The sequence below is a fragment of the Curtobacterium aurantiacum genome (assembly GCF_018598555.1).
In the GTDB taxonomy this organism is placed as follows: Bacteria; Actinomycetota; Actinomycetes; order Actinomycetales; family Microbacteriaceae; genus Curtobacterium; species Curtobacterium aurantiacum.
In genome coordinates this window covers 160,486-184,245 of sequence record NZ_JAHEWN010000003.1, presented here as the reverse complement: position 1 = coordinate 184,245, position 23,760 = coordinate 160,486, and the positions used below count along the sequence as shown (strand labels likewise).

28 protein-coding genes are annotated in these 23,760 nt (G+C 71.6%); 19 read left to right on the top strand and 9 right to left on the bottom strand.

Going from position 1 to position 23,760, the window contains the following annotated elements; translation table 11 throughout:
* The first annotated feature begins 59 nt into the window (after positions 1-59).
* The 3 genes from KK087_RS04470 to budC all read left to right on the top strand — a co-directional run bounded on the left by KK087_RS04470 (position 60) and on the right by budC (position 4,359).
* A complete protein-coding gene (locus tag KK087_RS04470; RefSeq protein WP_214564328.1) occupies positions 60-827 on the top strand; it encodes an HAD family hydrolase in 768 nt (255 codons plus the stop codon).
* Between the two features lie 77 nt (positions 828-904).
* Entirely contained in the window at positions 905-3,415 is a 2,511-nt protein-coding gene (locus KK087_RS04465) for a glycoside hydrolase family 65 protein (protein WP_214531042.1), read from the top strand.
* A gap of 176 nt (positions 3,416-3,591) precedes the next feature.
* Positions 3,592-4,359, top strand: coding sequence for a meso-2,3-butanediol dehydrogenase (budC, locus tag KK087_RS04460; protein WP_214564327.1), 768 nt, complete (start codon positions 3,592-3,594; stop codon positions 4,357-4,359).
* Between the two features lie 45 nt (positions 4,360-4,404).
* On the opposite strand, the gene KK087_RS04455 is transcribed toward budC, so the two are convergent.
* From KK087_RS04455 to KK087_RS04445, 3 genes are read right to left on the bottom strand one after another with little or no spacing between them, the layout of a single operon-like run.
* Positions 4,405-4,791, bottom strand: a complete 387-nt coding sequence (locus tag KK087_RS04455; protein WP_214564326.1) for a VOC family protein — start codon at positions 4,789-4,791, stop codon at positions 4,405-4,407.
* Positions 4,788-5,303, bottom strand: coding sequence for a DUF1697 domain-containing protein (locus KK087_RS04450; protein ID WP_214564325.1), 516 nt, complete (start codon positions 5,301-5,303; stop codon positions 4,788-4,790). The genes KK087_RS04455 and KK087_RS04450 overlap by 4 nt, the downstream gene beginning before the upstream one ends.
* Before the next feature lie 26 nt (positions 5,304-5,329).
* A complete protein-coding gene (locus KK087_RS04445; protein ID WP_214531047.1) occupies positions 5,330-5,596 on the bottom strand; it encodes a hypothetical protein in 267 nt (88 codons plus the stop codon).
* 100 nt (positions 5,597-5,696) lie between these two features.
* Between KK087_RS04445 and KK087_RS04440 the strand changes: the two genes are divergently transcribed.
* The 3 genes from KK087_RS04440 to KK087_RS04430 are packed head-to-tail and all read left to right on the top strand — an operon-like array spanning position 5,697 to position 7,002.
* Positions 5,697-6,161, top strand: a complete 465-nt coding sequence (locus KK087_RS04440) for a prevent-host-death protein (RefSeq protein ID WP_214531049.1) — start codon at positions 5,697-5,699, stop codon at positions 6,159-6,161.
* Between the two features lie 4 nt (positions 6,162-6,165).
* On the top strand, positions 6,166-6,510 hold the full coding sequence (locus KK087_RS04435) for a hypothetical protein (protein WP_214564324.1): 345 nt from the start codon (positions 6,166-6,168) through the stop codon (positions 6,508-6,510).
* Positions 6,511-6,549: 39 nt separating this feature from the next.
* The gene (locus KK087_RS04430; RefSeq protein WP_017887957.1) at positions 6,550-7,002 is read left to right on the top strand and encodes a hypothetical protein; all 453 of its coding nucleotides are present in this window, start codon (positions 6,550-6,552) and stop codon (positions 7,000-7,002) included.
* 131 nt (positions 7,003-7,133) lie between these two features.
* Here KK087_RS04430 and KK087_RS04425 read toward each other — a convergent pair whose 3' ends face one another.
* Positions 7,134-8,609, bottom strand: a complete 1,476-nt coding sequence (locus KK087_RS04425; RefSeq protein ID WP_214531055.1) for an NCS2 family permease — start codon at positions 8,607-8,609, stop codon at positions 7,134-7,136.
* Positions 8,610-8,766: 157 nt separating this feature from the next.
* Here KK087_RS04425 and folE point away from each other — a divergent pair, with 157 nt between their 5' ends.
* The 5 genes from folE (at position 8,767) to KK087_RS04400 (ending at position 12,743) form a co-directional block, all read left to right on the top strand.
* Positions 8,767-9,378, top strand: coding sequence for a GTP cyclohydrolase I (gene folE, locus KK087_RS04420; protein ID WP_214564408.1), 612 nt, complete (start codon positions 8,767-8,769; stop codon positions 9,376-9,378).
* A complete protein-coding gene (folP, locus tag KK087_RS04415; protein ID WP_214564323.1) occupies positions 9,375-10,310 on the top strand; it encodes a dihydropteroate synthase in 936 nt (311 codons plus the stop codon). The genes folE and folP overlap by 4 nt, the downstream gene beginning before the upstream one ends.
* Positions 10,307-11,056, top strand: a complete 750-nt coding sequence (locus KK087_RS04410; protein WP_214564322.1) for a pyrimidine reductase family protein — start codon at positions 10,307-10,309, stop codon at positions 11,054-11,056. The genes folP and KK087_RS04410 overlap by 4 nt, the downstream gene beginning before the upstream one ends.
* Before the next feature lie 56 nt (positions 11,057-11,112).
* Positions 11,113-11,766: an HAD-IA family hydrolase gene (locus KK087_RS04405; protein WP_214543383.1), complete on the top strand. Its 654-nt coding sequence runs from the start codon at positions 11,113-11,115 to the stop codon at positions 11,764-11,766.
* A 434-nt stretch (positions 11,767-12,200) separates the two neighbouring features.
* Positions 12,201-12,743 (top strand): type 1 glutamine amidotransferase domain-containing protein, encoded by a 543-nt coding sequence (locus KK087_RS04400; protein WP_214564321.1) that lies wholly within the window; start codon positions 12,201-12,203, stop codon positions 12,741-12,743.
* Positions 12,744-12,778: 35 nt separating this feature from the next.
* Here the strand turns inward: KK087_RS04400 and KK087_RS04395 are convergent, their stop codons facing one another.
* Complete coding sequence (locus tag KK087_RS04395) at positions 12,779-13,396, bottom strand: molybdenum cofactor biosysynthesis protein (protein WP_214564320.1); 618 nt, start codon at positions 13,394-13,396, stop codon at positions 12,779-12,781.
* 226 nt (positions 13,397-13,622) lie between these two features.
* Here KK087_RS04395 and KK087_RS04390 point away from each other — a divergent pair, with 226 nt between their 5' ends.
* From KK087_RS04390 to KK087_RS04375, 4 genes are read left to right on the top strand one after another with little or no spacing between them, the layout of a single operon-like run.
* Positions 13,623-15,206 carry an AlkA N-terminal domain-containing protein gene (locus KK087_RS04390; RefSeq protein WP_214564319.1) on the top strand — a complete coding sequence of 528 codons (1,584 nt, stop codon included), beginning with the start codon at positions 13,623-13,625 and terminating at the stop codon, positions 15,204-15,206.
* Positions 15,203-15,715: a methylated-DNA--[protein]-cysteine S-methyltransferase gene (locus tag KK087_RS04385; protein WP_214564318.1), complete on the top strand. Its 513-nt coding sequence runs from the start codon at positions 15,203-15,205 to the stop codon at positions 15,713-15,715. Before KK087_RS04390 ends, KK087_RS04385 begins: the two co-directional genes overlap by 4 nt.
* A gap of 28 nt (positions 15,716-15,743) precedes the next feature.
* The gene (locus tag KK087_RS04380; protein WP_071250100.1) at positions 15,744-16,004 is read left to right on the top strand and encodes a type II toxin-antitoxin system prevent-host-death family antitoxin; all 261 of its coding nucleotides are present in this window, start codon (positions 15,744-15,746) and stop codon (positions 16,002-16,004) included.
* On the top strand, positions 16,001-16,261 hold the full coding sequence (locus KK087_RS04375; RefSeq protein WP_071250103.1) for a type II toxin-antitoxin system RelE family toxin: 261 nt from the start codon (positions 16,001-16,003) through the stop codon (positions 16,259-16,261). The genes KK087_RS04380 and KK087_RS04375 overlap by 4 nt, the downstream gene beginning before the upstream one ends.
* A gap of 4 nt (positions 16,262-16,265) precedes the next feature.
* Here KK087_RS04375 and KK087_RS04370 read toward each other — a convergent pair whose 3' ends face one another.
* Positions 16,266-16,859, bottom strand: a complete 594-nt coding sequence (locus KK087_RS04370; RefSeq protein WP_214564317.1) for a TetR/AcrR family transcriptional regulator — start codon at positions 16,857-16,859, stop codon at positions 16,266-16,268.
* Between the two features lie 9 nt (positions 16,860-16,868).
* Complete coding sequence (locus tag KK087_RS04365) at positions 16,869-17,435, bottom strand: hypothetical protein (RefSeq protein WP_214564316.1); 567 nt, start codon at positions 17,433-17,435, stop codon at positions 16,869-16,871.
* A gap of 211 nt (positions 17,436-17,646) precedes the next feature.
* Here KK087_RS04365 and KK087_RS04360 point away from each other — a divergent pair, with 211 nt between their 5' ends.
* The 3 genes from KK087_RS04360 to KK087_RS04350 all read left to right on the top strand — a co-directional run bounded on the left by KK087_RS04360 (position 17,647) and on the right by KK087_RS04350 (position 21,073).
* The gene (locus KK087_RS04360) at positions 17,647-18,468 is read left to right on the top strand and encodes an alpha/beta fold hydrolase (RefSeq protein ID WP_214531066.1); all 822 of its coding nucleotides are present in this window, start codon (positions 17,647-17,649) and stop codon (positions 18,466-18,468) included.
* A gap of 18 nt (positions 18,469-18,486) precedes the next feature.
* Positions 18,487-19,359 carry an HAD family hydrolase gene (locus tag KK087_RS04355; protein WP_214564315.1) on the top strand — a complete coding sequence of 291 codons (873 nt, stop codon included), beginning with the start codon at positions 18,487-18,489 and terminating at the stop codon, positions 19,357-19,359.
* A gap of 238 nt (positions 19,360-19,597) precedes the next feature.
* Complete coding sequence (locus KK087_RS04350; RefSeq protein WP_214543375.1) at positions 19,598-21,073, top strand: APC family permease; 1,476 nt, start codon at positions 19,598-19,600, stop codon at positions 21,071-21,073.
* Positions 21,074-21,205: 132 nt separating this feature from the next.
* Here the strand turns inward: KK087_RS04350 and KK087_RS04345 are convergent, their stop codons facing one another.
* Entirely contained in the window at positions 21,206-21,958 is a 753-nt protein-coding gene (locus KK087_RS04345) for a LysE/ArgO family amino acid transporter (RefSeq protein WP_214564314.1), read from the bottom strand.
* A gap of 70 nt (positions 21,959-22,028) precedes the next feature.
* Between KK087_RS04345 and KK087_RS04340 the strand changes: the two genes are divergently transcribed.
* Complete coding sequence (locus KK087_RS04340) at positions 22,029-22,943, top strand: LysR family transcriptional regulator ArgP (RefSeq protein WP_214564313.1); 915 nt, start codon at positions 22,029-22,031, stop codon at positions 22,941-22,943.
* Here the strand turns inward: KK087_RS04340 and KK087_RS04335 are convergent.
* The gene (locus tag KK087_RS04335) at positions 22,934-23,713 is read right to left on the bottom strand and encodes an Fpg/Nei family DNA glycosylase (RefSeq protein ID WP_214564312.1); all 780 of its coding nucleotides are present in this window, start codon (positions 23,711-23,713) and stop codon (positions 22,934-22,936) included. The genes KK087_RS04340 and KK087_RS04335 overlap by 10 nt on opposite strands.
* Between the last annotated feature and the right edge of the window lie 47 nt (positions 23,714-23,760).

Here is a 23,760-nt window from a genome sequence, read left to right as displayed (position 1 = left end):
GAGCGGTCCTAGACTCGGCGGGAGCCATTCGTCCACCACCAGTCCCCGGAGGACCGCAGATGACGACGCAGGACCAGCGCACACGCGCGCGACTCAGTGACCAGCGAGCGCTCCTGTTCGACCTCGACGGCGTGCTCACCCCGACCGCCGACGTCCACATGCGGGCCTGGAGCCGGCTGTTCACGCCGTACCTCGCCGCGCACGGGGTCGCGCCGTACACGGAGCAGGACTACTTCACGTACATCGACGGCAAGCCGCGCTACGACGGTGTGCGCTCGCTGCTCGCATCTCGGGGCATCGACCTGCCCGAGGGCACCCCCGACGACGCGCCGGACACCGACACCGTGTGCGGTCTCGGCAACCGGAAGAACGCGGAGTTCACCGCCGAGCTCGACGAGCACGGCGTCGAGCCCTACCCGGGATCGCTGCGCTTCCTCACCGCCGCCATCGCCGCCGGCATGTCGGTCGCGGTCGTCTCCAGCTCGGCCAACGCCACGTCGGTGCTCCGGACCGCCGGTATCCTCGACCGGTTCCCGGTGGTCGTCGACGGACTCGTCGCGCGCCAGGACGGTCTGACCGGCAAGCCAGCGCCCGACACCTACCTCGACGCGGCGACCCGGTTCGGACTCACCGCAGCCGAGTGCGTCGTGGTCGAGGACGCCACGAGCGGGGTCGAAGCCGGCCGCAACGGTTCGTTCGGTCTCGTCGTCGGGGTCGACCGTGGTGCCGGGGCGGACGCCCTGCGCGAGCACGGTGCCGACGTCGTGGTGTCCGACCTCGCCGAACTCATCGACCAGCTGCCCGCACCGGCCACGCGCACGGACTAGGCACACACCGGCCGGAACCGTTCCCCGCCTGCCGGCCGCAGCGACGCACCCATCTCCCTCCCTCCCCACGGAGCAGCATGAACCCCATCACCTCGGACCCCCTCGACCGCGTGCGGTACCCGATCGACGAGTGGGCACTCGTGGAAACCGAGTACGCCCCCGACGAGCAGGGCGTCGCCGAGACGAACTTCGCCGTCGGCAACGGGTACCTCGGCCTGCGCGGCAACCTCGACGAAGGCCGTGGCGGCGTGCAGTACGGCACGTACATCAACGGTTTCCACGAGACCTGGCCGATCCGGCACGCGGAAGACGCCTTCGGCTTCGCGAAGACCGGGCAGACGATCATCAACGCGCCCGACGCCAAGGTGATCCGCCTCTACGTCGACGACGAGCCGCTCGTGCTGGCCGAGGCCGACATCCTCCGGCACACGCGCCGTCTGGAGTTCCGTGGCGGGTACCTGTTCCGCGAGACCGAGTGGTCGACGCCCTCGGGCAAGCGGGTGCTCATCCGCTCGCGGCGGCTCGTGTCCTTCGCCGACCGGCACCTCGCGGTCATCGACTACGAGGTCACCGTGCTCGACGCGGACGCCTCGATCCTGTTGTCCAGCCAGATCCTCAACCGCCAGGACGTGCAGGACGAGTACCACGCGGGCATGCGGGCCGCGGCCAACGCCTTCGACCCTCGCAAGGCCGAGTCGTTCACCGAGCGCGTGCTCGTCCCGAAGATCAAGCGGAGCACCGGTGGGCGCTCGGTCCTCGGCTACCAGGCGTCCAGCTCCGGCATGACGATCTGCGTCGGGGTCGAGCACCACATCGAGACCGAGAACAGCTGGGACGAGTCGTCGTCGATCGAGGACGACCTGGCGAAGCACGTCTACCGGGTGCAGGCCCGAGCCGGTCAGCCCATCCGGCTCGTGAAGCACGTGGTCTACCACACCTCCCGCGGGGTGCCCGTGCGCGAGCTCGCCGACCGCTGCGAGCGCACGCTCGACCGCGCACACGCCGAGAACGTCGACGAGACCTTCGCGAAGCAGCGCGAGTGGCTCGACGACTACTGGGCCCGCAGCGACGTCGAGATCGCCGGTCAGCCCGCGATCCAGCAGGCCGTCCGCTGGAACCTCTTCCAGTTGGCGCAGGCCACCGCCCGCACCGACGGCCACGGCATCGCCGCGAAGGGTGTCACCGGCTCCGGCTACGGAGGCCACTACTTCTGGGACATGGAGATCTACGTCCTGCCGTTCCTGTCGTACACGGCGCCGATCGTCGCCCGGAACGCCCTGCGCTTCCGCTACAACATGCTCGACGCGGCACGGGCTCGGGCCCGCGAGCTGAACCAGCGCGGCGCCCTGTTCCCGTGGCGGACGATCAACGGTGAAGAGTCCAGCGCGTACTACGCCGCCGGCACCGCGCAGTACCACATCGATGCCGACATCTCGCATGCGCTCATGCAGTACGTCCGAGCCTCGGGCGACCGCGAGTTCCTGAAGCGCGGCGCCATCGACGTGCTCGTCGAGACCGCGCGGCTGTGGGCCGACCTCGGGTTCTGGCGGTCCAACGGCGACAAGAAGTTCCACATCGACGGCGTCACCGGGCCGGACGAGTACACCACCGTCGTCGACGACAACCTCTACACGAACGTGATGGCGCGGGCGAACCTGTGGTTCGCCGTCAACGCCTGCCGTGAGCTCGCCGCCGACGACGCCGAAGAGTACGACCGCATGGTGCGCCGGACGGGTCTGCGGCCCGACGAGCTCGTCGAGTGGGAGCACGCGGCCGAGTCGATGGAGATCCCCTTCGACCCGCACCGTGGCATCCACCCGCAGGACGCCCAGTTCCTCGACAAGGAACTCTGGGACCTCGAGAACACCCCCGAGTCCAAGCGTCCGCTGCTGCTCCACTACCACCCGCTGGTGATCTACCGGTTCCAGGTGCTGAAGCAGGCCGACGTCGTGCTCGCGCTGTTCCTGCAGGGGCACGAGTTCACGGCCGCCGAGAAGCGTCGCGACTTCGACTACTACGACGCGCTCACCACCGGCGACTCGACGTTGTCCGCGGTCGTGCAGTCGATCATGGCGGCCGAGGTCGGCTACCACGACCTCGCCGACCAGTACTTCCAGACCGCGCTCTACGTCGACCTGGCGGACCTGCACGGCAACACCTCGGACGGCGTGCACATCGCGTCGACCGGTGGCATCTGGGGTGCGCTCGTCAACGGCTTCGGTGGCATGCGCGACCACGGCGGACGCATGACCTTCAACCCGCGGCTGCCGAAGCACTGGGACCGTCTGACGTACCGCCTGACGGTGCGCGGCTCGCGGGTCCGTGTCGACCTCGAGCAGGACACCATGACGCTCACGGTCGAGACCGGCTCGGGCTTCACGGTGTGGGTGCACAACCAGCAGTGGGACATCGAGGCGGGGGAACCCACCGTGGTGCCGATGCCGCACCACGGGCCGCGGATGTCCGGGCACGCCCCGACCACGAGCGACATCCAGGGCACGCTGCGGGCGGACGGCTCGGTCATCACCGCGTCGATCCCGACGATCTCGCTCGAGCGCGACTTCGACCTCGACGACTCGACCGGCTGACCCCTCGTCACGTTCGCTCGTCGCCCCGGTCCCGCCTCGCGGTGCCGGGGCGACGTGCGTTCTCGGGTCCCGGCGCCTCCGAACGCGTCCAGTCGGCCCGGGGCACCGTGGTCTGCCGTGCCCCTCGGGTCGATGGCGTCTCCCCGGGCACGGTTCGTGCAACGAGAGGAGACATCATGGGCAACCGGTTCGAGGGCAAGGTCGCGATCGTCACGGGAGCGGGGTCCGGCATCGGCGAGGCGACGGTGCGGGCGTTCATCGACGAGGGTGCGTCGGTCGTGCTGACCGACAGCGTCGAGGAGAAGGTGCGGGCGGTGGGTGACTCCCTGCCGACGCACCGGGTCGTCGCCCTGCACGCCGACGTGGCGAGCCCGGAGGACTGGGAGACCGTCGTCTCGGCGGCGATCGACCGCTTCGACCGGCTCGACGTCCTGGTGAACAACGCCGGGACCTTCAGCTCGGGCGACATCACCGACATCAGCACGGCGGAGTGGCGCCGGGTCATCGAGACCGACCTGTCCGGCGTGTTCTACGGCACGCGGGCGGCCCTGCCGTTCCTCCGTGAGACGAAGGGCTCGATCGTCAACACCTCGTCGGTCTCCGGTGAGGACGCCGACTGGCGGATGAGCCCCTACAACGCGGCGAAGGGTGGTGTGACGAACTTCACCAAGGCCGCGGCACTCGACAACGGGCAGTTCGGCGTGCGCGTGAACGCCGTCGCTCCAGGACTCATCTGGACGGACCTGACCCAGGAGCAGGCGGAGGACGAGTCGCTGCAGTCGAAGTTCACCGAGCGCATCGCCCTCGGCCGTGGTGGACGCTCTTCCGAGGTCGCCGAGGCGATCCTGTTCCTGGCCAGCGACGCGGCCTCGTTCATCACCGGAGCGGTCCTGCCGGTGGACGGCGGCACCATGGCGAGCAACGGGCAGCCGCCGCAGGCTTGAGCTGCCGCAGCGTCGCCGTCAGCGCCGTCAGCGCCATCAGCGCAGTCAGCTGGCGACGAGCTCCACTTTGAACCGTTCGGCGTCCTCGAGGAAGGCCGCGTGGTGCTCCGGCCCACCGGCGAACGGGTGCCGGTCTTCGTACAGGCGGGCCCAGCCGTGTTCGGGAGCCTCGGCCCAGAGCCGCGCCACCGCCTCGGCGTCGCCCGCGTGGAACGCCAGGTGGCTGAGCCCCGGATGGCGGCGGTCGTGATCGCCGTCCAGCGGCGCTGATTCGAGCACGACGTACAACGTGCCGAGCCGCCAGCTCCGGCCGCGGTCCCAGTGCTGGAACGGTTCGTAGCCGAGTTCGCCAAGCAGCCACCCCCAGGTGCCGACGGCGGTGGCGAGCTGGGCGGTGCGGAGCTCGACGTGGTGCAGCGTGCCGAGTGTCACAGGAGCTTCCGCAGGGTGTTCGTGTTGCGGGTCGTCGTCGTGCGCTTGAAGCGTGCGGCGCCGGCCCGCTTGGCGAACACGGTGTCGGTGCTCGACCCCTTCGGACACGACCAGTAGACGACCCGGTTGCCGCGGGCGACCTGCTCGACCGAGTCGTCGAGTTCGAGGTCCGCGACCAAGGCGTCGAGCACAGCGTCGTCTGACCCGAACACGACGTAGTCGTGCCGTTCGTCGGCAGGTTCGAAGGGGAACCCGTCGACCACGGCCGCGAGGGCGTCGTGCCGGACGAGCACGATCCAGGCGTCGTACCCGAACCGGTCGCGCAGCCCCTGCTCGATCGAGGTCTTGAGGTGCTCGGGGGGCAGGTCGGCTGCGAACACGACGTTGCCCGAGGCGAGCACGGTGCGGACGTCGTCGAGCCCGAGCCCTCGGAAGAGCTCCGCGAGCTCGGCGCTCCGGATCGTGATGCCGTTCACGTTGACGCCGCGCAGCAGCGCCACCCACCTGTCCATGTCCGGACGGTAGCGGTCCGGGCCGCTCACGTCCACGTCCGGGCCACGCCCCAACCGGCACCCTGCGGGACGATGTCGACCACCAGAGCCTCTCCGTCGTCGTCGCTGGTCGCCTGGAACCGCCAGCCCACGGTGCGCTCGGGTGCGTGGGTGATGGCGGTGGGCAGCTCGGCGCGCGTCACGGTCAGCCTGGTGGGGGTGTCACTCACCCGCCAGCGCCGTCCGGCCCACACCAGCCGCGTCGGCGTCCCCTCGGCCCACCACACGGTGGCGGCCGTCTCGGTGATCATCATTGGGTCTCCTCGTTCGAACGTGTGTTCGAATGGTAGGCGGCAACCACTGACTGAGCAACCGACCATTGCGTTCAGAACACGTTCTGAATACGCTCGATCCATGACCCTCGTCGCTCCGCCCCGATCCCGCCGGTCGGTGCAGTCTTCAGACCTCTCCCGCCACGCCAAGCAGGTGTTCGCAGCGGCGGAGGAAGCTCCGCTCGAGGTGACGCGTCGGGACGGGAAACCCCTCGTCCTCACCACGAAGGAACGGTCCGACGACGACGACGCGGTCCTGGACATCGCGGCGCAGCTGATCGCTGCGGTGACGCTCAACGAGCAGCTGCCGCTCCACGATCGGCTGGCGATCCCGTACCCGTGGATCAAGCTCCTGAGCGCAGCAGACCAGCAGCGCTTCGCGCGGGAGATCGTCGACGTCGCCCGTGGTTCGTTCTCACTCCGGCAGCCGCGCCGGCTCCTGCTCGAGATGCAGGCGTGGCGCAACAGTGCCGAGGCGATCGCCGCGGGCTGGGACACCGGAGAGCCGGAGATCCTCGCTGACCCGATCCGCGTCGAGAAGCCCTGACGCGGTGGCGGGCCGGCGCGGCGGGGTCCCCCGGCCGATCCGTTCGACGGAGTACACGATCGTCTTCGGGACGCGTGGCGCGGAACAGGGATGGCGCGATGTGGTGGCGGTGCAGCGGAACGCCGTCACTGCCGCGTGGGATCGGCTGACCATGGATCCGTTGACCGAGGACCTGTCCTGCCACGCCCTGCGCGGTGAACTCGGTGTGGTTCGACACTCCGGCCGGGAGTGGACGCGTCGTCAGTTCGAGTTGAAGCGCGGCGCCCGGATCTGGTTCACGTTCGACGTGGATGACCGGGTGGTGTGCATCACCGACGTGCACACCCACCACCCCAACCAGACGAAGTGACTGCGCTCGGCCTCGGCAGCCGTCGTGTAGACGGGACCCATGACGAACGACGCACAGGGCCCCGACGCGCAGCACCAGGTTCCCGAGGGGGTGTCCGAGGCCACGGTCGAGGCGCTCGGCAGCCTGTCCGCCGCGGTCGAGGTCATCGAGCACGCCCGCGGTCTGCTCTACGGGTTCCACCGGCTGACCGGCACCGCTGACCTGAACCTCGGTGAGGCGGTCGAGCAGCTGCGGAAGGCCGGGCACACCGAACTCGCCGAGCGCATCGACACCGAACTCGTGGGCCGCAACGTCATCGCGGGCCGCTGGACGTTCCAGATCGTCGAGGACTACGACGACGGCTACTACGCCCTCGCCAAGGAACTCGAGCGCACCGCGCGCGACGAGCTCGTGCAGGGCCGCCGCCACCTGTTCGAGGCGGGCATGAAGGAAGACCGTCGCACCCAGGACCAGCGCCACCACGAGGCCACGCCGAGCGACCTGCCGGACTGAGCACGGGCCTCCAGGCCGAAGACGCCGGTGTCTTGCGGAGACGCCCCGGAAACGTCGAGACGCCGCCGGATTCGGCGGCGTCTCGATGACACGACGGCGTCTCGCGCCAGGCCCCAGCCCAGCAGCAAGCGTCAGCCGACGCCGAGCAACGCCTCCAGCGGCCCCCGCGCGAAGTACAGCAGGAAGCCAGCGGCGACCACGTAGAGCAGCCACGAGACCTCACGGCCACGGCCGGACAGCAGCTTGATGAGCACCCAGCTGATGAAGCCAGCGCCGATGCCGTTCGCGATCGAGTACGTCAGCGGCATGACGACGATCGTCAGGAACGCCGGCAGGGCCGAGCCGAAGTCCGACCACGAGATGTCCGCGACCTGCGCGACCATGAGCGCACCGACGACGACGAGTCCGGCGGCGGCGACCTCGAGCGGGACGACCTGGGTGAGCGGCGTGAGGAACATCGACGCCAGGAACAGCAGCCCGGTGACGACCGAGGCCATGCCGGTGCGGGCGCCCTCGCCGATGCCGGAGGCCGAGTCGATGAAGACGGTGTTCGACGACACCGAGGCGCCACCGCCGGCGATCGCGCCGACGCCCTCGACGACGAGCGCCGACTTCAGGCGGGGGAACGTGCCGTCCGGCTTCGCGACACCGGCGGCCTTCGCCAGGCCGGTCATGGTGCCCATCGCGTCGAAGAAGTTCGTGAACACGAGGGTGAAGACGAGCATCGACGCGGCGAGCGGGCCGATGCGGGTGAAGGCACCGAAGACGTCGGCGTGGCCGACGAGCGACAGGTCCGGCACGGCGAACAGGGCGCTCGGCAGGCCGGGGGCGTTGAGGTTCCAGCCGGTCTTCGAGTCGACCGAGGTCGGCACCTGGAAGATCGCCTGCAGGATGATCGCGATGATCGTCGTCGCGACGATGCCGATGAGCAGCGCACCCTTGACCCGGCGGGCCATGAGCGTGCCGATGATGATGAGGCCGATCAGGAACACGATGGTCGGCAGGGCGCCGACGGAGCCGTCCTCGCCGAGCTGCAGCGGCGGCGACGCGAGCCCGGAGGAGCGCACGAAGCCGGAGTCGACGAGCCCGATGAACGCGATGAACAGGCCGATGCCGACGGTGATCGCAGCCTTGAGCTGGGCCGGGACGGCGGTGAAGATCATCGTCCGGATGCCGGTCAACGCGAGGATCACGATGATCACACCGTTGATGACGACCAGACCCATCGCCTCGGCCCAGGTGACCTGCTGCACGACGCTGACGGCGAGGAACGAGTTGATGCCGAGCCCCGCGGCGATGCCGAACGGCAGGTTCGCGATGATGCCCATCGCGATGGTCATGACGCCCGCGACGAGGCCGGTCGCCGCCGCCACCTGAGCGTTCTCGAGCCAACCGCCGCTGACGTCCTTCGCGGCCTGGTCGGCGCTGAACCCACCGAGGATGAGGGGGTTGAGGATGACGATGTACGCCATCGTCACGAAGGACACGACACCACCGCGGACCTCGCGGGGGATCGAGGATCCGCGTTGCGTGATGGAGAAGAATCGATCGAGGCCGGTCGCGAAGCGGTTCCGGGGCGTGGTGTCGGTCTGCGGGGCGCTCACCACGAGAGTTTAAAGGACGCTGGGTTTCGAGCGTGTCACACGGGTCTCACAGGTTGGAGCAGCCGGGAGGCCCGTCCCACGCCGTCCGCGAGCCTCGCGCTGGGTGTCCGCTCGCGTTCTCCGGCCAGGGCTGGTGTTGGATGAGCGGGTGACGTCACGCATGGACCGTGCCCGCGTCGTGGCCGCCGTGCGCGAGCTGCTGCTCGCCATCGGAGAGGATCCCGACCGCCCCGAACTCACCCGCACTCCGGCCCGGGTCGCCGACTCGTACGCCGAGTTCTTCGCGGGGATCGGCATCGACGCGGTCGCCATCGCCCGCGACGGCACGGTGCACGCCGAGGACGGGGAGCGCGGCGAGCTCGTGATCGTCCGCGACGTCAAGTTCCGATCGGTCTGCGAACACCACCTGCTGCCGTTCCTCGGCGTCGCGCACCTGGCGTACGCACCGGGCGACCGGCTCATCGGGCTCGGCACGCTGGCCAGGGTGCTCGACGCGGTGGCCTCCCGACCGCAGCTGCAGGAGCGACTCGGCGAACAGGTCGCCGCGACCATCGCCGAGGGGCTCGGTGCCGAGGGGGTCCTCGTGGTCCTCGACGCGCAGCACCAGTGCGTCACGACGCGTGGGGAGCGCCAGACCGGTTCGACGACCGTGACGGTGGCGGCGACCGGTTCGTTGGCCGACGCCGCGGGGCGGGCCGAGGCGATCGCGCTCATCGGCGCGGGGCGTGCGACCGGCGACGGGCACGACGTGAGCACCGAGGCTGGCGCATGACGGGCCTCCAAAGCGTCTCGGGTGCACCGGGCACGGCTGGACCCGGCTGGGTCGTGCCGGACCTGCGCCACCCGGTCCGGACGCTCGGTCGCCGCACCATCGACTTCGACCACCGCATCGCCGTGATGGCGATCGTGAACCGCACCCCCGACTCGTTCCACGACCGCGGCGCGACCTTCGAGCTCGACCGGGCCGTCGCGGCCTCGGTCCGCGCAGCGGAGCAGGGTGCCGACTGGGTCGACATCGGCGGCGTGAAGTTCGCCCCCGGCCCGGAGCTGCCGGCCGCCGACGAGATCGACCGGGTCGTGCCCGTCGTCGAGCAGCTCGCGCAGGAGTCCGACGTCGTCATCAGCGTCGACACCTTCCGGCCCGAGGTCGCCGCAGCGGCGATCGCTGCCGGGGCCAGCGTCGTCAACGACACGACCGGCCTGTCCGACCCGCGGATGGCCGCCGTGGTCGCCGACTCCGATGCCACCGTCGTCATCACGCACTCGCTCGCAGCACCGCGCCAGCGACTGCCGGCTCCGCCGCAGTACGCCGACGTCGCGGGGCAGGTCGTGGCGTTCCTCCGCGAACGGGTCGACCGGGCGCTCGCCGCCGGCATCCCCGAGTCACGGATCATCGTCGACCCGGGCCACGACCTGCACAAGAACACCGTGCACACGCTCGAACTCACCCGTCGGCTGCCCGAGGTCGTCGCGCTCGGCTACCCGGTGCTCGCCGCGGTGTCCAACAAGGACTTCGTGGGGGAGTCGCTCGGACGCCCCCGTGGTGAACGGCTTGCCGGATCGCTCGCCGTCGCGACCGTGAGCGCGATGCTCGGCGCCCGGATCGTCCGCATGCACGACGTCGCCGAGAGCGTCGACGCGATGCGGATGGTCGAGGCCACACTCGGCTGGCGGACCCCGGTGGAATCGAGGCACAACACGTGAACGTCCTGCCGCCGTCGATCGCGGACCTGTCCGACGACGACCTGCTCGAGCTCTACACCGCCGACGCCGGGGACCCCTGGCTCCGGGTGAACTTCGTCGCGACGCTGGACGGCTCTGCCTCGGCCGCCGGGGTGTCCGGATCGCTCGGCGGCGACGACGACCTGCGCGTCTTCGACCTGCTCCGCCGGGTGGCCGACGTCGTGCTCGTCGCCGCCGGCACCGTCCGTGATGAAGGCTACGGGCCGATGGTCCTGCACGACGCCGACGTCGCCTGGCGGCGGGCGCACGGCAAGCCGGACCACCCCGTGTTCGCGATCGTCACCGGCTCACTGTCGCTCGACCCCGGGTCTCGGGTGTTCACCGAGGCGCCGGTGCGCCCGATCGTCCTGACGTCGGCGACGGCAGCCGCTTCGTCGACGGGGCGGGTGCTCGCCGAGGTCGCCGACGTCGTGCCCTGCAGCGCGGACGGCGACCCGGGCTCGGTGGACTCCGGACGTATCCGGGGTCTGCTGGCCGACCGGGGGCTCGGCACGATCCACTGCGAGGGCGGGCCGTCGTTCCTCGGGGCGCTCATCGCAGCGGACGCCGTCGACGAGCTGACCCTGACGATCGACCCGTCGCTCGAGGGCGGCGAGGGGCCGCGGATCGCCCGCGGGTCGTCCCCGGAACTCCGGCGGATGCGCCCGGCACACGTGCTGCGCGGTGCGGGCGACGTGCTGCTCACCCGGTACGTCCGGGCGCGCTGACCCCGGTCGCGCGCTGACCACCGGGACGGTCGGGCCCGTGGACTAGGGTCGGGCGCGTGATCGACATCGTGGCGTCCGGGGTCCTCTTCGACATGGACGGGACCCTCGTCGACTCGACCGCGGTGGTCGAGGCCACCTGGACCCGGTTCGGCCACGCGAACGGCATCGACCCCGACGAGATCCTCGCGTTCTCGCACGGGCGGCAGGCGATCGACACCCTGCGCCGCTTCCTGCCCGACCTGCCCCTCGCCGAGCAGCAGCGGATCGCGGCGGAACTCGTCGCCGAGGAGACCGCGAGCACCGAGGGCATCCTCGAGATCCCCGGTGCCGTCGCCTTCGTGCAGCGGCTCGTCGAACTCGGCGTCCCGGTGGCGCTCGTGACGAGTGCCCCTCGTGACCTCGCCGCCGGCCGGATGGCGGCCGCCGGGTTCGCCGTGCCCGCGGCCTTCGTGCCCTCGGAGGACGTCGAGCACGGCAAGCCGCACCCCGACGGCTACCTGCGCGGTGCCGCTCTGCTCGGCGTCGACCCGGCCGACTGCGTGGCGTTCGAGGACGCCCCCGCCGGGCTCGAGTCCGCCATCGCCTCCGGTGCCACCACGGTCGTCGTCGGTCCCCTCGAACACCCGGTGACCGACGGGCTGCACCGCATCCCCGGCTACGACGGGCTCACCGTCGAGCGCGACGGCGACGCCTTCCGCATCCGGGGCTGAGCGCGGCGCCCGTCCTGGACGCCCCGTCGGTCAGGACACCCCGCCCGGCCTGCGCCGAGTGGTCAGGAACCGTCGGCTGCACCGCCGCCAGCCGGCGCTTCGTGACCGCCAAGCGGACGTGAGCCGGGTGTTGCGACCGTCCGGATGGCGGCCTGGAGGCCCGTGGCGGGCCCGCACCGCGCCTCCAGGCCGCCGGTGGGCGCGTCCACGGCGCCTCGCCGGCTGGTCAGGACACCCCGCCCGGCCTGCGCCGAGTGGTCAGGAACCGTCGGCTGCGTCGCGGCCAGCCGACGCTTCGTGACCGCCAAGCGGACGTGAGCGGGGTGTCGCGACCGCCCGACCCGGCATCCGACCGGCCCCTGCACGCCTGCCCAGCCGACCACGACGACCCTCGGGTGCGCGGCCGGAACGACCGGGCCGCGGAAGGAGCGATCATGGCAACCCTCGACGGCAAGAAGATCCTCGTCATCACGACGAACTACGGCGTGGAGCAGGACGAGATCGTCGTCCCCACCGAGCAGCTGCGCGAGCGTGGCGCCTCGGTGACCGTGGCGGCGAAGGAGACCGGCACGATCCAGACCCTGGTCGGCGACAAGGACCCGGGGCAGACGCTCGACCCCGACACCACCATCGCCGGTGTCGACGCGAAGGACTTCGACGCCCTCGTGATCCCCGGCGGCACGATCAACGCCGACACGCTGCGCCAGGAGTCCCGCGCGGCGACGCTCGTACAGGCCTTCGCCGAGGCGAGCAAGCCGGTCGCGGCGATCTGCCACGGCCCGTGGACGCTCGTCGAGGCGGGTGTGCTGTCCGGCAAGACCGTCACCTCGTTCCCGTCGCTGCGGACCGACCTGCGCAACGCCGGTGCCGAGTGGGTCGACCAGGAGGTCCAGGTCGACGGCGGCTTCATCACCTCCCGCACCCCGGACGACCTGCCGGCGTTCGTCGACGCGATCGAGAGCGCCCTCACCGCCTGAGCGTCGGGCAGCCGCCGCGCCGACCGGCGACCGTGTCAGTCGAGCGCAACGGGGCGGGCCGTGCGGAGCACCGCGGGGCCGAGGGTGAGCACACCGTCGGACTCCGGGTCGCACCGCACGCCGCCCCGACCGCGCATCGCCCGGAAGGCCCCGGGTGCCACCTCGTGGTCCATCCAGGCGCAGGGATTCGCCGCGCGGTAGCCACGGAACCGGACGGCACGACCGAGGGCGTCGCTACCGTCGCCACCGGGGAGCAGGCTCTCCAGCGAGAACGGCTCGCCCCGCAGCGCCTCGACGTCGGCACCCCGCAGGAACACGTTCCGCCGGGTCGCAGCGGGGTCGACGGTCGCCCCGATCGCCGTGCCGACGGCTTCGAGCCCCTCCAGGCTGATCACCGTGACCGAGGCGTGCACGTGCGCCCGGGCCGCGAAGTACCGGTCGCCGACGATGCCCAGCCCGGCCCGCAGCTCGATCCGGTCGCGTGACTCGTCCGGATCGTCCGCTCCCACGGGCCGTGCGCCGTCCGTCGGGCGTCCCTCGTACCGGTGCCGCGGCGAGACGAGCAGCAGCGCGATCTCGACCTCGGTCCGGAACGGCAGGTCGTCGAGACCGACCCGGTCGCCGGGACCGGCCACGTCGTCTGCGGGAGTCATGCGGCCAACGCTAGCCGGGCCTCCAGATCGAGCGGTTCTGTGTGGACACGGTGAGACGCCGTCGTGTCCCTGGGACGCCGCGCGCTCCGCGAGACGCCGCGAGATTCGGAGGCGTCTCGCGCACATGGAGGCGTCAGGATGACACGCCGGCGTCTTCTGCCCGACCGCGCACCGCCCCGTCCGATTCCCGCCAGTCGACGTCGGCGGCGCATGTCAGGCTGAGCCCATGACCAGCCCGGACACCGACGCGCAGCCGGACGCGCTGCACGCCGAACGGCACCGCGCCGTCGCCTCGCGCGACGCACGCTTCGACGGCCAGTTCGTCACCGCCGTGCACTCCACCGGCATCTACTGCCGACCGAGCTGCCCGGCACGCACGCCGAAGGTCACCGGCGTCACCTTCTACCGGACGAGCGCCGCGGCGCACCTCGCGGGCTTCCGTGCCTGCAAGCGCTGCCTGCCCGAGGCGACTCCCGGCAGCCCCGAGTGGGACCTGCGCGAGGACGTCGCCGGCCGAGCGATGCGACTCGTCCTCGACGGTGTCGTCGAGCGCGACGGCGTCCCCGGGCTCGCCGCGCGTGTGGGGTACTCGGAGCGGCAGCTCAACCGCATCATGACGGCCGAGCTGGGCGCCGGGCCGAAGGCGCTCAGCCGGGCGCACCGGGCGCAGACCGCGCGGACCCTGCTCACCTCGTCCGACCTGCCCGTCGCCGACGTCGCGTTCGCCGCGGGGTTCGCCAGCGTCCGACAGTTCAACGACACCGTGCGCGAGGTCTTCGCCGTCACCCCGACCGAGCTCCGCGCACGACGGTCCGGGCGAGGCGACGGTGCCACGGACGGTGCACTCCACGTCCACCTGCCGGCACGGGCGCCCTTCGACGCGCAGGGCCTGCTCGACTGGCATGCGCTGCACGCCCTGCCGGGAACGGAGCAGGTGGACACCGACCCCGCCGGCCGGGTCACGTCGTACGGACGGCTGCTCGACCTGCCTGGAGGCCCGGGCTGGTTCAGCGCGTCGGCCGCAGTCCCCGACACGGCCGGGCGGGGCACCGGCATCGACCTGCGCGTGCGGGTCACCGACCTCTCCGACCTGCCGGCGCTCGTGGCCCGTGTCCGAGCACTGTTCGACCTCGACGCCGACCCGGTCGCCGTCGACGCCGTCCTCGGAGCCGTCCCCGAACTCGCCGAGCGCGTCGCCCGGGTGCCCGGCCTCCGACTCCCCGGCGCGGTGGACGCGCACGAGGTCGTGTTCCGCACCCTGATCGGCCAACAGGTCTCGGTGGCCGCGGCGCGCACCGCGCAGACCCGGCTCGTGGCCGCACTCGGTGCGCTGGCACCGGACGCGATCCGGCCCGGCGGGCTGCTGTTCCCGTCGGCGGCGGTGATCGCGGCCCGTGGGCACGAGGTCCTGCGTGGTCCGGCGGCGCGTGTCGACACGATCCTGCGGGTGGCTGCGGCGCTCGCCGACGGGTCCCTCGTGGTGGACGGGGCGCAGTCCCTCGGCGACCTGCGCGACGGGCTCCTCGCGGTGAAGGGCATCGGGCCGTGGACCGCCGACTACGTCGCGCTGCGGGTCCGGCACCACCCCGACGTCTTCCTCCACAGCGACCTCGCCGTGCGGAACGGTGCACAGGAACTCGGCCTGCCCGGTTCGGCGCGTGAGCTCTCCCTATGGTCGGAGCAGGTGGCCCCCTGGCGGAGCTACCTCACGATGCACTGCTGGCGACCGATCGTCGACCGCGCGATGACCGCGACCGCCAGCCCTCGTGCGCCCCGTGCCACCAAGGAATCCCGGAAGGACGACCGATGACCGACGCAACCATCCAGACCCTGGACACCCCCGACGGGCCCTTCACCGTGCTCGAGGACGGCGAGGGCCGGGTCCTCGCCGCGGGGTGGACCGACTCCGTCGAGCGGATCCTCGCCCGCCTGGCCGACCGGCACCGTCCCGACCGCGTGCTCGACGGCGTGGTGGCCTCGGCCGACGCGGTCGACGCCTTCTACTCGGGCGAGGTCGAGCACGCCATGCAGGTACCGGTCCGGCAGTTCGGCACCGAGCTCTTCACCGAGGGGTGGCGACAGCTCCGCCGGATCCCCGCCGGCGGCACCCTGACCTACACCGGGTTCGCGGCGGCGATGGGCCGGCCCGACGCCGTGCGGGCGGCGGCGAGCGTGTGCGCCCGGAACGCCCCGGCGCTGTTCGTCCCGTGCCACCGGGTGCTGCGCTCGGACGGCACACTCGGGGGCTTCGCCTGGGGGCTCGACGTCAAGCGGTCCCTGCTCGAACGGGAGTCGGTCGGTACCACGGCACTCGTCTGAATTGTACAAAACGCTCTAGAATGTACAGGTGAGCGAAGTGTCGATCTCCGAAGCCCGTGGCCGTCTGGCGTCGATCATCGACGACGCCCGACACGAACCCGTCTACCTGACCCGGCGCAACAAGCGCGTCGCGGCCGTGGTCGACGCGGCCGTCCTCGACCGGTTGCTCGAGGCGGCTGAGGACTTGGACGACCTGAAGGCGGTGGAAGAGGCCCGACTCGAGAACGAGCGCATCGGCGGCGAGAACGTCAAGTGGGAGGACCTCAGGCGCGAACTCGGTCTGGGATGACCTACGACATCGAGTTCGAACCGAGTGCGGGGCGTGCCATCCGCAAACTACCGCCACATGCCCGACGACTCGTCGAAGGGGTTCTCGCGATCCTGGCTGACGAGCCACGTCCACCCGCGGCTCGTCGACTCGTCAACAGCCCGGAATGGCGTGTCCGGGTCGGTGACTACCGCGTGATCTACCTGATCGACGACGGGCGGCTCGTGGTCGTCGTCGTGCGCGCCGGGCATCGGCGTGAGGTCTACCGGGGTCGCTGAGGCATCAGGCGATCGCGCCGCGCAGGCTGTCCACGTGCAGTTCGACGAGCGCCAGGACGCGCTCGGGCGCACGTGCCGTCGGATCCCACGTGTGCTCGATCGCCAGCCCGTCGATCAGCGCGTGCAGCCGGTCGGCCTCGTCGGTCAGGTCGCGATCGGCGCCGAAGCTGCCGTCCTCACGCAGGACCTCCAGCGCCCGGGTGCACACCCGGCGGACCCCGTCGTTCAGCCGTCGGGCGCTCGCGGCCAGGTGTTCGTCGGTACGCGCGAGCACGCCGAGCTGCACCTGCGCCAGGATCTCGGTCGTGCGCTCGGCGTCGAGTGGCAGCACCTGGGCGAGGACGTCCAGCGCGCGGGCACGGCCGGTCGAGCGCAGGGCCGTGAGCCGAGTGATGACGCGCTCCTCGATGATCGTCAGGCAGTGCTCCCGCAGTGCGTGCTGCGTCGGGAACACCCGCCGGAGTGACGCCGGGGCGATGCCGGCCTCGTCCGCGACGTTCCGCACCGACAGGGCACCCAGGCCGTCCCGCTCCAGGATCCGCAGGCAGGCCGCGGCCACCAGGGATCCCCGTTCCTCGAGGTCGACACGGCGGGGCACCGGGTCAGCCTACGGCCGGCTCGACGGTCCGGCCGGGCTCGCGGCTGCGGTGGCGGTCCGGCGCGGCCAGATCGTGTAGCTGATCGCCCAGAGCAGTTCGATGCCCAGGATCACCCCGAGCAGCGCGACCGTGCCCTGCAGTTCGCTCGTGCGTTCCGGGTCCCCGACCACGAGGACGAGCGCACCGATGACCCCACCGGCGATCAGCACAGCGAGCCCGGTCCGCAGCACGTCGCCCCAGCACCGGGCCGTGTGCCGCCGTCCGCTCAGGCGTTCCGGTGCCGGGCCACCGGCGAACCGGTGCGTGAACCGGACGTCGGCCCAGGCGATCATCCGGTGCCCGTACGCGACCGAGAAGCCGATGTAGATCGCCGCGAGTCCGTGGTGCCACGACGCGGTCCCGCCACCGAGCAGGTCGACGGTGACGACCGCGAGCAGCACGAGGTCGATCACGGGCGCTGCGACGAGCAGCGCCGCCCCCAACCGAGGACGTCGCAGCAGGTACCGGGTGGTCAGACCGCCCAGGATCGCCACCCAGAAGGCGATCTCGCAGACGATGATGGCGATGAGCGTCACGGGGTCCCCGATGCAGTGGCGTTGGCGTATGAGTACAGGTGTACTCAAACAGCATGGCACGGCGACCCACGCGGTGTCGAGCGGCGGTGTTCTGCCCCTGGAAGCGGGGGGAGACACGGACTCCCACGCCTGCGACACTCGGAGGACCGGTAATCCGCACGGTCCCCTCCGAGGCCCGACGCATCGCCGTCGACAGCCCGCAAAGGACCCCATGCTCCCTCCCGTCGACCGAACGGTCGTCTCCTCCGACGGCACAGCCATCGCCGTCTCCGAGGCCGGGGACGGACCGGCGGTCGTCGTCGTGGGGGGCGCCTTCGACCACCGGGGGACCCCGTACCTCGACCGCGTGGTCGCCGAGCTCGGATCCGCCCACCGCGTCGTGACCTACGACCGCCGTGGCCGCGGTGCGAGCGGCGACTCGGCGTCGTGGGCGATCGAGCGTGAGGTCGACGACCTGCGCGCCGTCGTCGAGAGCATCGGCGCACCGACCACCGCCGTCGGCATCTGTGTCGGCGCCGGTGTCGTGCTGCACGGGCTCGCCACCGGACTGCCCGTCGACGGTGCCGTCCTGTGGGAGCCGCCGTACCGCGCCTCGGTCGACCCGCACGCCGACGACGTCGTCTTCGCCGACCTGCTCGACGAGCACGTCGGTGCCGGCCGCCGCGCCCAGGCCGTCCGCGGCTTCCTGACCCAGGTGCTCGGCGTCCCGATGGGCCAGGTGACCGCACTCCGGCTCAAGGGCTCGCTCTGGAGGTCCCTCGTCGTCGACGCCCACGTGCTCAGCCGCGATGTCCGGGTGCTGAACGGCCTCGCCGTCCCCGAACGGGTCGCCGCCGCGGTCGGGGTCCCGGTGCTCGTCGGTGCCGGTGGCGACGGCCTCGAGTGGATGCGCCGTGCGGCCCGTGCCGTCGTGGACGCCGTCCCGGGGTCGGAGTACGCCGAGGTGCCCGGACAGGGACACGTGCCCGACCCGAAGGCCCTCGGGGCGCTGGTCGACCGCGTCCGCGACCGGATCGTCTCGCCCAGCAGCTGACTGCGAGAGGATGGACGGGTGAACGCACCCCGCCTCGGTCTCCTGCTCGACGTCGACGGGCCCATCGCCAGCCCGGTCTCCCGCACCATCGCGATCCCGAGCATCGTCGCGGACCTCGTGGCGCTCGCCGCCGAGGGCATCCCGATCGTCTTCAACACCGGTCGCAGCGACGCGTTCATCCGCTCCGAGGTCGTCGGCCCGCTGCTCGCCGGTGGGCTCGCCGAGGGCGGGCGGGTGCACGCGGTCTGCGAGAAGGGCGCCGTGTGGTGCTCGATCGGCCCGCAGTACGACGGCGGCATGGGCGAGCTGACCGTCGCCGAGGACCTGGCGCTGCCGCGTGACTACGCCGACGAGATGCGCGAGCTGGTCCGCGCCGAGTACGCCGACCTGGTGTTCTTCGACGAGACGAAGCGCGCCATGGTGTCGATCGAGCAGCGCGTCGAGGTACCGAACGCCACGTACCTCGCCCGCCAGCCGGAGTTCGACGCGAAGGCGATGGCCGCGCTCGAGCGTCGGGGGCTCGGCGTCCGACGCCTCGACGACGTCCGACCCGATGCTGACGGTGCCGTGCAGTGGCGGATCGACCCGACGATCATCTCGACCGACGTCGAGTCCGACCGCAGTGGCAAGGACCTCGGCGCCGAACGCTCGCTCGAGCTCCTCGCGCAGGACGGCGAACTCCCCGTCGCCTGGCGCACCATGGGTGACTCCCGGAGCGACTACGCGATGGCGGACTGGCTGCACGAGCACGGCCACGACGTCGCGCACGTCGACGTGCGTCCCGCCGACGGTGTGCCGGTGACGCCCTACCCGGTACTCACCGCGCCCGACGGCGTGATCCACGACGAGGCCGGCGCGCGGTTCCTGTCGGACTGGCGCGCCGGCCGCTGACGCAACCCGTGGCCCGCTGACGCAACCCCTGGCCGGCTGACGCAACCCGCGGCCCGTTGACGCAACGCGCGGCCGTCGACGTGACCGCAGGTCGACCGCAGGCTGCGCGCCGGACCGGTGCCGGGCCTCCCGTCCGTCGCCGGACCGAGCCACCGTCCGGCCGGACGCTTTGCGTGACACGCTGGCACACCAGTACCCTTCCGAGGTCCGCCGCCCAGCCGATGACGGGATCCACCCCATGGCAACGAAGCTCCGCATCAAGTCGATCGAGGCCTCCCTGGCCGATTCCGAGGAGCAGGGCAGGTCCCTGAAACGCTCCCTGAAGACGTTCGACATCGCCGCGATGGGGATCGCGGTCGCCGTCGGTGCGGGCATCTTCTCGGTCGGCGCCAACGCCGCCGCGAACTTCGCAGGGCCCGGCGTCATCATCTCCTTCCTGCTCGCCGCCGTCACCTGCGGCCTGGCGATCATGTGCTACGCCGAGTTCGCGTCGACGATCCCCGTCGCCGGCTCCGCGTACACGTTCACCTACGCCACGATGGGCGAGCTGCTCGCCTGGATCGTGGGCTGGGACCTCATCCTCGAGACCCTCACCGCCAGCGCCGTGATCGCGAAGTACTGGGGCATCTACCTCAGCGAAGCGTTCGGGGTCTTCGGCGTCGACCTGCCGAGCACGATCCAGCTCGGCCCGATCCCGTTCACCTGGGGGCCGGTGCTCATCGTGGGCATCTTCACGGTGCTCCTCGCCTTCGGTACCCGCCTGTCGTCGCGGGTGTCGGCCGTCATCACGGTCATCAAGGTCGCCATCGTCGTGTTCGTGATCGTCGCCGGTGCGTTCTTCGTCAAGGCAGCGAACTTCACTCCCTTCATCCCGCCGGCGGAGCCGACCAAGGGTGCCGAGGGCAGCGTGTGGACCCAGTCGCTCGTGTCGTGGTTCACCGGTGCGGAGCCCGCGCAGTACGGCGTCTTCGGCCTGCTCGCCGCGGCGTCGCTGGTGTTCTTCGCCTTCATCGGGTTCGACGTCGTCGCCACCAGTGCCGAGGAGACCGAGAACCCGCAGAAGACGCTGCCCCGCGGCATCTTCATCGGCCTCGGCATCGTGACGCTGCTCTACGTCGGCGTCAGCATCGTCATCACCGGCATGGTCTCCTACCAGCGCCTGGCCGAGGAGGACACGCCGTCGCTGGCCTCGGCGTTCACCATCGTCGGGCTGCCGTGGGCCGCCGGCATCATCGCCATCGGTTCCCTGATCGGGCTGACCACCGTCGTCATGGTGCTGCTGCTCGGTCTGTCCCGCATCGTGTTCTCGATGAGCCGCGACGGCCTGCTGCCGCGCTGGTTCTCGAAGACGAACCCGAAGACGCAGACCCCGGTGCGCGTCCAGGTGGTCGCCGGTGTCGTCGTCGCCCTGCTGGCCGGGTTCACCGCGGTCGACAAGCTCGAGGGCATGATCAACATCGGCACACTGTCCGCGTTCGTCCTGGTGTCGATCGGCATCATCGTGCTGCGTCGTTCGCGGCCGGACGCCCCGCGGGCCTTCCGGGTGCCGTGGTCCCCGGTGCTGCCGATCATCTCGGCGGTGCTGTGCTTCTGGCTGATGCTGAACCTCGAGGTCGAGACCTGGCTCCGGTTCGTCGTCTGGCTGGCGATCGGCTTCGTCATCTACTTCGGCTACAGCCGTCGCCACAGCCGCGTCGGCCAGGGCATGCAGTAAGGGCCGTTCCGCGGGTCGGCCTGGCCCGCTGAACACCGGTGTTCGCACGTTGCACACCCGCAGACCGCGGAGCGACGTGTGGACACCGGTGTTTTGCATCCACCGCCCGCCGCGCCGCCCGCCGCCGCGCCGCTACGCGCCGACGAGCAGCAGCACGCCGAACGCGAGCATCACGACGGCGACCAGGCCGTCGAACACCCGCCAGGTCAGCGGCTTCTCGAACAGCGGCCGGAGCAGCCGCCCGCCGAACCCGACGCCGGCGAACCACAGGCAGCTCGCCGCGACGGCACCGATCGTCCACAGCCACCGGTGGTCCGCGCCCTGCTGGTTCGCCACCGACCCGAGGAACACCAGCGTGTCCAGGTAGACGTGCGGGTTGGCCCACGTGAAGACGAGCATGGTCAGCACGGCCGTCCGCATGGTCACCACCTGGCCGGGAGGCGCGGTGCGCGTCCGCCCCGTCGCCACCGTCCCGGCACGGTCGCCACCACTGCCCGCAGCAGCCCCTGCGCGGGCGGCGTCGCCACCGGCTGTCCGCTCCGGAACACCGTCGTCGGCGGCCTCGTCCGCGACCCGCATCGCATCCCCCGAGGGCCGCAGCGCCCGCCGCGCCGCGAGCACCCCGTAGGTGAGCAGGAACGCGGCACCGACGAACCGGATCACCAGCAGCGCCACGGGGAACCGCTCGACCACGGCACCGACGCCGAGCACCCCGGCGACGATGAGCAGCGCATCCGACAGGGCACACACCACGACCGCAGCGGCCACCACCCGGAGCCCGGCACTGACGGCGAGGCGGAGCAGGTAGGTGTTCTGCACGCCGATCGCGACGATGAGGGCGAGCCCGGTGCCGAGGCCGGAGAGCAGGGGGAGGAGTTCCGTCACGTCCCCGACGCTAGGCCCCGGGCGGCGTCCAGTACAGCTCATGTTCCTGCACCGCCGTAAGCTCAGCTGCATGCCACGGTTCCAGCGCGAACACCTCGAGACCCTGCTCGCGGCCGTCGACCACGGCACGCTCGACGCCGCGGCCCGCGCGCTGGCGATCACCCCGTCCGCGGTGTCCCAGCGGATCAAGTCGATGGAACAGCAGGTCGGACGGGTCCTGCTCCAGCGCACCACCCCGGTGCGCCCGACCGCCGACGGCGAGGTGGTCCTCCGGCACGCGCGACAGGCCCGCCTGCTCGACGAGGAGACCTCCCGCGCACTCGGCGGCGGATCGTCGCTGGTGCCCTCGATCCCGCTGGCCGTGAACGCCGACTCGCTCGGCACCTGGTTCCTCGACGCCCTCGCCCTCGTGCGGGCCGACACCGAGGTGGTCTTCGACCTGCACCGTGAGGACCAGGACCGGACCGCCGAGCTGCTCCGCGCCGGCACGGTGATGGGTGCGGTGACGGCCGAGGCGGACCCGGTGCAGGGCTGTTCGTCGGTGCCGCTCGGCATCGACCGCTACCGGGCGGTGGCATCGCCGACCTTCGTCGCCCGGTACCTCGGCGACACGCGGACCGAGCGGCGGATGCTCCGACGGCTCGACGAGGTGCCGCTCGTCGACTACGACCGTGACGACGACCTGCAGCAGGGGTACCTGCGCCAGGTCCTCGGGCACGCCCCCGGAGGCCCGCGCCACTTCGTCCCGACCTCGGCGGACTTCGCCCGAGCCGTCACGCTCGGCTTCGGGTGGGGGCTGCTGCCCGAGGCGCAGTGCCTCGAGGCGATCGACCGCGGTGTCCTGGTGGAGCTGGCTCCGGGCCGGCACGCCGACGTGGCGCTGTGGTGGCAGCGTTGGAACCTGGCGTCGCCGCTGCTCGAACGGGTCACCGACGCCGTCCGAACGACCGCGGCGTCGCGCCTGCACCCGGCGCGTCAGCTCTGACAGCGCGGACACCAGTAGGTGTCGCGCAGGGTGAGCTCCGAGTCGCCGAGTTCGCCGTGCCGGATCGGGGTCCCGCACCGAAGACAGGGCTTGCCGGCGCGGCCGTAGACCCAGAACCGCCGGCCCGGGCGGTCGACGCCGGTGGTCACGCGCGCACTGCGGTCCCGGTTCGCCAGGATCAGCCGACTGGCGAGTGTGATCGTCCGCGCCGGGTCGGGAACCTGTCCCACCGGACGCGTCGGCAGCACGCCGCGCAGGAAGCAGAGTTCGTTCCGGTACACGTTGCCGAGCCCGGCGAGCACCCGCTGGTCGAGCAGCGCCAGCCCGACCGGGCGCTCCGGGTCGGCCGTGAGGTTGGCGAGGGCCAGGTCGGCGTCCCAGTCGGGCCCGAGCAGGTCCGGCCCGAGGTGTCCGACGACCTCGGACTCCTGGTCGCGTGGGACCACTTCGAGCACCCCGAGCGCGAAACCGACGGTGGAGACCCCTTCGGCGCCCAGGACCGCCCGCGCCTGGTGTGCCGGCCGTCGCCAGCGGTCACCCGGCGCGTAGACGTCCCACCGGCCCTCCATCTTGAGGTGCGAGTGCACGGTCAGGTCGCCGATGCGGTGCAGCAGGTGCTTGCCGCGGGGGATGACCTCGTCGACGGTGCGGCCGACCAGGTCGAGGGTGGCGAACGCGGGCACACGGAAGTCGCTCGTGGTCAGGACCTTGCCCGCGAGCGCGGTGTGCAGGCGACGGGCCGCCCGGTAGACGGTGTCGCCTTCAGGCACGGGTCACCTCCGGCACGTGGTCGCTGCACTGCCGGGAGGCGCGGCTC